This is a genomic window from Pseudomonas sp. S37, from assembly GCF_016658545.1.
In the GTDB taxonomy this organism is placed as follows: Bacteria; Pseudomonadota; Gammaproteobacteria; order Pseudomonadales; family Pseudomonadaceae; genus Aquipseudomonas.
In genome coordinates this window covers 1-5,787 of record NZ_JACVZC010000189.1, presented here as the reverse complement: position 1 = coordinate 5,787, position 5,787 = coordinate 1, and the positions used below count along the sequence as shown (strand labels likewise).

Below are 5,787 nucleotides of genomic sequence, written 5' to 3'. Positions count from 1 at the left end.
ATCCTGGGGCCGCTATGCGGCCCGATCGCGACACAAGGCCGCTCCTACAGGGACCGTGTCAACCATGAGGGTGTTTCAGGCAGTCAGGCGCGAGGTGACTTCGCCCAGTTGCCCCGACAAGCCATGCAGGCGCTGCCCGGCCTGTTCGGTATGCTGCACGGCTTCCTGGTTGGCCGTGGCAATGCGGGTGATTTCAATCAGGTTGCGCGAGATGTCCTCGGCCACGCTGGTCTGCTCTTCCGCCGCCGTGGCAATCTGCCGGTTCATGTCGCGAATCGCCTCCACGGCCTGGGTAATGCGCTGCAGCATCTGCCCGGCCTGCTCCACCTGCTCCGCCCCTTCCTGGCTGCGCTGCTGGCCACTTTCGATGGCCTTCACCGCCTCCACCGCCCCCGACTGCACCGCTTCGATGATCTGGTGGATTTCGGCAATCGACGCGGCCGTGCGCTGGGCCAGGCTGCGCACCTCATCGGCGACCACCGCAAAACCGCGCCCGGCCTCGCCAGCGCGGGCCGCCTCGATGGCCGCGTTGAGCGCCAGCAGGTTGGTCTGCTCGGCAATGCCGCGGATCACTTCCAGCACTTTGCCAATACGCGTGCTGTCATGCTCGAGGTCGCGAATCACCGCCGCCGTGCCGGCAATTTCACGGTTCACCACGCCGATGATGTCGATGGTCTGCTGCATCACCTGCTCGCCCGCCTGGGCACTGTGGTCGGCGTCGTCTGCCGCGCGGGCGGCCTCGGCGGCATGCCGGGCGACCTCCTGGGCGGTGGCGGACATCTCGTGCATGGCCGTGGCCACCTGGTCGGTCCGCTGGAACTGGTCATGGGTGCCGCGGGCCATGTCGCCGGCAATGCTGCGCAGCTGGCCGCTGGCACCTTCCAGCTCCTGGGCGTTGTCCTGCAACCGGCCAACGGTGTCGGCCAGGAAATCGCGCAGGGTGTTGGCTGCCCGCGCCAGGCGCCCCAGTTCATCTTCGCGACGGCTGTCGACCCGGGCGGCAAAACGGCCCTGGCTGAGTTGGGCGACATACTCGATCAGCTGGCGGATCGGCTCGATCAGGTTGCGGTTCAGCAGCCACAGGCTAAACAGGCCCACCAGTAGCGCCGACCCCAACATCACCAGCACGCCCAGCCATACCGTGCGCTCGGCACGGGTATTGATGCTGGCCGCCCGCTGGCGGGCATCGGCACGCAACTGCTCGACCAGTTCGCTCATCTGCTCACTGGCAGCGCGGTCCACGCCTTTGACCGCCTGGTCGCCGGCTACCGGGTCACCGCCTGCCGCCAGGAAGGCCTGACGCCCCTGTGCATAAGCCTGGCCCAGCTGCCGGTGGCTATCCCGCAGTTGCTGCAGTGGCGCCTTGAGCCTGGCATCGCTGCTGTCAATCAGTTGCCCAAGCAGTTGCTGCACCTGCTGCTCACGGGCCTGGAACTGCTGCCAGTACTTGTCCATCTCTGCCGGCTGGCGCCCGCGCAGCAGCACGTTTTTCCATTCCTGCACCTGGATCTTGAACTGCAGGTTGGCTTCGTCGATCAACTGCGAGGCGCGCAGCGGCCCGTCGACCAGTTCGGCATAACCGCGCACGCTGGACGACAGGAACTGGAAACACACCAGGGCGATCAGCAGCATCGCGACCACACTGCCGCCGAGCAGCGAGAGAATTTGCACTCTGAGGGATTTACGCAACATCGAGGGTCTCGAAACCAGAGGGGAAGACTGGGGCCGCGCAGCAGCCCCCATGACTGGCAGGCAAAAAAAAGCTGCCATCAAGCAATGGCAGCCAGGTCGAGCACTTACGCAACAGTTGAGGCAGATACTCTCAGGCAATTGCTACAGAAATATTACAAAGCCGCGACACCTTACCCACTGGTGAATTGCAACGCCGCCAGCCGTGCATACAGCGGGCTTTCTTCGATCAACTGGCGATGGCTACCCACCGCCACCAATCGGCCCTGGTCAATCACCGCAATGCGCTCGGCATGCTGCACCGTGGCCAGGCGATGGGCGATGACCAGCGTGGTGCGCCCGGCCATCAGGCTGGGCAGCGCTTGCTGGATCAAATGTTCACTTTGCGCGTCGAGGGCGCTGGTGGCTTCGTCCAGCAGCAGGATCGGCGCATCGACCAACAATGCCCGGGCAATCGCCAGGCGCTGGCGCTGGCCACCGGACAGACCGATGCCGCCTTCACCCAGCGGCGTCTGGTAGCCCTGCGGCAGTTGCCGGATGAATTCGTCGGCATGGGCACCGCGGGCTGCTGCTTCGACCTCGGCCTGGGTCGCCTCGGGGCGGCCATAACGGATGTTGGCCTCCACTGTGCCACGAAACAGCGCGGGGTTCTGCGCCACCAGGGCGAACTGCCGGCGCAACTGGTCAGGGTCCAGTTCGGTCAACGGCTGGCCGTCGAGCAGGATGCGCCCTCGCTGGGGGTCGTAAAAACGCAGCAACAGATCGAACAGGGTTGACTTGCCCGCCCCCGAGGGGCCTACCAGGGCGACGGTCTGCCCAGGCTCGATGGCCAGGCTCAAGCCATCGACCGCCGCGACGCCGGGCCGTGACGGGTAGGCGAACACCAGCGACTGCAGCTCGATACGCCCACTGGCCCGCTGCTGTGGCAGCGCCTGCGCCACAACAGGCGGCAGGATTGCGCTGCGTGCTGCCAACAGTTCGGCAATGCGCTCGGCGGCACCTGCGGCACGCTGCAGCTCACCGATCACCTCACTGAGGGTGCCGAAGGCGCTGCCGACGATCAGGCTGTAGAACACGAATGCCGCCAGTTCGCCAGCGGAGATACGCCCGGCGATCACATCCATGCCACCCACCCACAGCATCACCCCCACCGCCCCCAACACCAGCACGATCACCAGGGTGATCAGCCAGGCACGCTGGGCAATGCGCTTGCGGGCCACGGTAAAGGCCGCCTCGACCGTGCCGGCGAACAGTTCACGGTCATGCGCCTGATGGTTGTAGGCCTGCACGGTCTTGATCTGCCCCAGCGTCTCGGCCACGTAGCTGCCCACATCGGCAACCCGGTCCTGGCTCTGCCGCGACAGGCTGCGCACCCGGCGGCCAAACAGCAGGATCGGCGCCAGCACCAGCGGCAGCGCCACCACCACGATGCTGGTGAGCTTGGGGTTGGTGATGAACAGCAACACCACGCCGCCGATGACCATCAAGGCATTGCGCAGGAACATCGACAATGACGAGCCGATGACCGATTGCAGCAGGGTGGTGTCTGCAGTCAGCCGTGACTGGATCTCAGAGCTGCGGTTGTCTTCGAAAAAGCCCGGGTGCAGGCCGATGAGGTGGTCGAACACGGCACGGCGGATATCGGCCACGCAGCGTTCACCAATCCATGACACCAGATAGAAGCGGCTGAAGGTGCCCACTGCCAGGGCCAGCACCAGCAGCAGGAACAAGCCGATAGTCTGGTTGAGCTGGTGCGCGGAGCGGGTCATGAAGCCTTGGTCCACCAACAGGCGGATGCCTTGGCCCATGGACAGGGTGATGCCGGCGGTAACCACCAGCGCCAGTAAGGCCAGTAGTACCTGCCGGCGATAAGGGCGAATGAACTGCCAAGCCAGGCGCAGGGCGCGGCGTTGACGTGGGGAAACCGATTCGGGCATGGCGACGACCACAATGGCGAAGAAGCTGCAGACTACCACTCATCCTGCCCAGGGAAGTGCCCGCAGGTTGCTATAGCCCTTTGGTCTAACCAGACTATGGAGCTTTCACACCGTTTCTGTTGGACTGTGGCTGCCGGGACACGGTAACTGTCACAGGCCGGTCACGGCGCAGGTCTAACCTGAGCTTGAACCTGATGAGGAGAACGTACATGAGCTTGCAGCATGGCAGCGACAACCAGAAGCCCCAGACCAGCCCGCAACCGCAGGTGTGCGGTTCGCTGATCGACGCCCAGGGGCGCGAAGTACCGATCACCGAGCAGATGATCCAGCAGGCCTGCGAGGTCCTGGAAAAAAGCCGGAGCGAGCGCGTACGCAAAGGTTGATCGGCGAATTCCTTGCAACCCGGCGCTTGCGCCGGGTTTTTATTTGACTCAAGCCTGCACTGGCCCTTTCGCGGGTAAACCCGCTCCCACAGAGATTCCACAGGCCAGATATCAACGCGGTCCCTGTGGGAGCGGGTTTACCCGCGAAGAGGCCGGCACAGGATCGACCAAGCTATCAGACCAGCACCCCACCCAGGGCACTCACGAGCTGCGCCAACTGCGGCGACTCGCCACGCAAGCGCACTGCCAGCCCCTCGATCTCGCGCCGTGCCGGGTACTGCTTGCGCAACTGGTCGAACGCCGCACGCTGTTGTTGCGGGTCATCGCTCAGGCTGCGGCGGAAATCGGCATCGTCGCGGCGCGGGTCGTACACGGCGCGGCACAGGGTGGCCAAGGCCCAAGCCGGGTCGGTGCTGGCATCCAGTTCGATCTGCGCCAGCGGTGGCCGGGGCAGCAGGTCGGCCAGTTGTACCTGCTCGCCCACACCGAGGAAGCGGCACAGTGCCTGGTAGATCTGCGCCGTACCACGCTGGCGGCCGTCCAGGCTGTAGCCGGCGATGTGCGGTGAGGCCAGGGTACACAAGTCGGCCAGTTGCAGGTCAACTTGCGGCTCGCCTTCCCACACATCCAGCACCGCATGCACGTCTTCACGGTCCAGCAGCAGCTCGCGCAGCGCTGCATTGTCCACCACCGGGCCACGGCTGGCGTTGATCAGCCAGGCGCCTGGGCGCAACTGCGCCAGCTGCGCCTGGCCCAGCAGGTGCCAGGTCGGGTACTCGCCGCCACGCTGCAACGGGGTATGCAGGCTGATCACATCGCACTGCTGGACGATGGTTTCGAGGCTGACGTAGTCACCACCCTCGGCAGCCTGGCGAAGCGGGTCGCACACCAGCACCTTCCAGCCCAGGCCATGCAGCACGCGCACCAGGCGCCCGCCCACTTCACCTGCACCTACCACGCCGTAGACGCGCTCGGGCAGCGCCACGCCATCCAGTTCGGCCAGCGTCAGCAAGCTACCCAACACGTAATCGACCACGCCGCGGGCATTGCAACCTGGTGCGCTGCTCCAACGAATGCCGGCTTCTGCAAAGTAGTCGAGATCGAGGTGATCGGTACCAATGGTGCAGGTGCCGACAAAGCGTACACGGCTGCCTTCGAGCAACTGGCGATCGACCTTGGTCACCGAGCGCACCAGCAGGATATCAGCGTCCTTGACGCTGGCGGCATCGAGGCTTCGGCCCGGGTAGCGGCGAATTTCACCGAAACCCTGGAAGAAGGCATCGAGCAGCGGGATGTTCTCGTCGGCAACTATCAGCATGGCGCTCTCCTGTCTGGGGAACGCAGTGTAGGCGCAACGCCGGGCGTGTTCCAGAGCGCTTCAGTCGGCTTTTTTGCGAATCCAGTAGAGGAAAGTGCCAGCGTCCTCTTGCTGTTGCAGCAGTTCGTGGCCGAGGAAGTTGCAGAACTTGGGGATGTCGCGGCGGGTTGACGGGTCGGTGGCGATGACCTTGAGCAGGCCGCCGGCGGCCAGGTTGCGTACGTGCTGGTGCAGCATCATCACTGGCTCCGGGCAATTCAGGCCAGTGGCGTCGAGGACGGCGTCGGGGGTGAAATCGGTCATGGGGGGCTCCGAAAATGATCGCTATTGTCGCGCATCGCGCGACGCGGTCCAAGCACCGCTTGCAACCCACACCAGCCGCAGCGCGCACCCGCTCTTAATCTGGCTGTTGATCTTGATCTTGATCTTGATCTTGATCTTGATCTTGATCTTGATCTTG

5 protein-coding genes and 1 pseudogene are annotated in these 5,787 nt (G+C 64.5%); 1 reads left to right on the top strand and 5 read right to left on the bottom strand.

What is annotated here, in order from left to right; all coding sequences use genetic code 11:
* Positions 1-75 precede the first annotated feature (75 nt).
* The 3 genes and pseudogenes from IAE39_RS30230 to IAE39_RS28720 all read right to left on the bottom strand — a co-directional run bounded on the left by IAE39_RS30230 (position 76) and on the right by IAE39_RS28720 (position 3,626).
* Positions 76-843: a methyl-accepting chemotaxis protein gene (locus IAE39_RS30230; protein ID WP_442968464.1), complete on the bottom strand. Its 768-nt coding sequence runs from the start codon at positions 841-843 to the stop codon at positions 76-78.
* 117 nt (positions 844-960) lie between these two features.
* Positions 961-1,119, bottom strand: a pseudogene (locus tag IAE39_RS30225) (HAMP domain-containing protein); the annotation flags it as partial.
* Positions 1,120-1,862: 743 nt separating this feature from the next.
* The gene (locus IAE39_RS28720) at positions 1,863-3,626 is read right to left on the bottom strand and encodes an ABC transporter transmembrane domain-containing protein (protein WP_201207844.1); all 1,764 of its coding nucleotides are present in this window, start codon (positions 3,624-3,626) and stop codon (positions 1,863-1,865) included.
* Positions 3,627-3,835: 209 nt separating this feature from the next.
* Here IAE39_RS28720 and IAE39_RS28715 point away from each other — a divergent pair, with 209 nt between their 5' ends.
* Entirely contained in the window at positions 3,836-4,009 is a 174-nt protein-coding gene (locus IAE39_RS28715) for a PA1571 family protein (RefSeq protein WP_201207842.1), read from the top strand.
* A 175-nt stretch (positions 4,010-4,184) separates the two neighbouring features.
* Here the strand turns inward: IAE39_RS28715 and pdxB are convergent, their stop codons facing one another.
* Both pdxB and tusA read right to left on the bottom strand, forming a co-directional pair.
* Positions 4,185-5,327 (bottom strand): 4-phosphoerythronate dehydrogenase PdxB, encoded by a 1,143-nt coding sequence (pdxB, locus tag IAE39_RS28710; RefSeq protein ID WP_201207841.1) that lies wholly within the window; start codon positions 5,325-5,327, stop codon positions 4,185-4,187.
* Positions 5,328-5,387: 60 nt separating this feature from the next.
* The gene (tusA, locus tag IAE39_RS28705) at positions 5,388-5,630 is read right to left on the bottom strand and encodes a sulfurtransferase TusA (RefSeq protein WP_012271322.1); all 243 of its coding nucleotides are present in this window, start codon (positions 5,628-5,630) and stop codon (positions 5,388-5,390) included.
* Positions 5,631-5,787 lie beyond the last annotated feature (157 nt).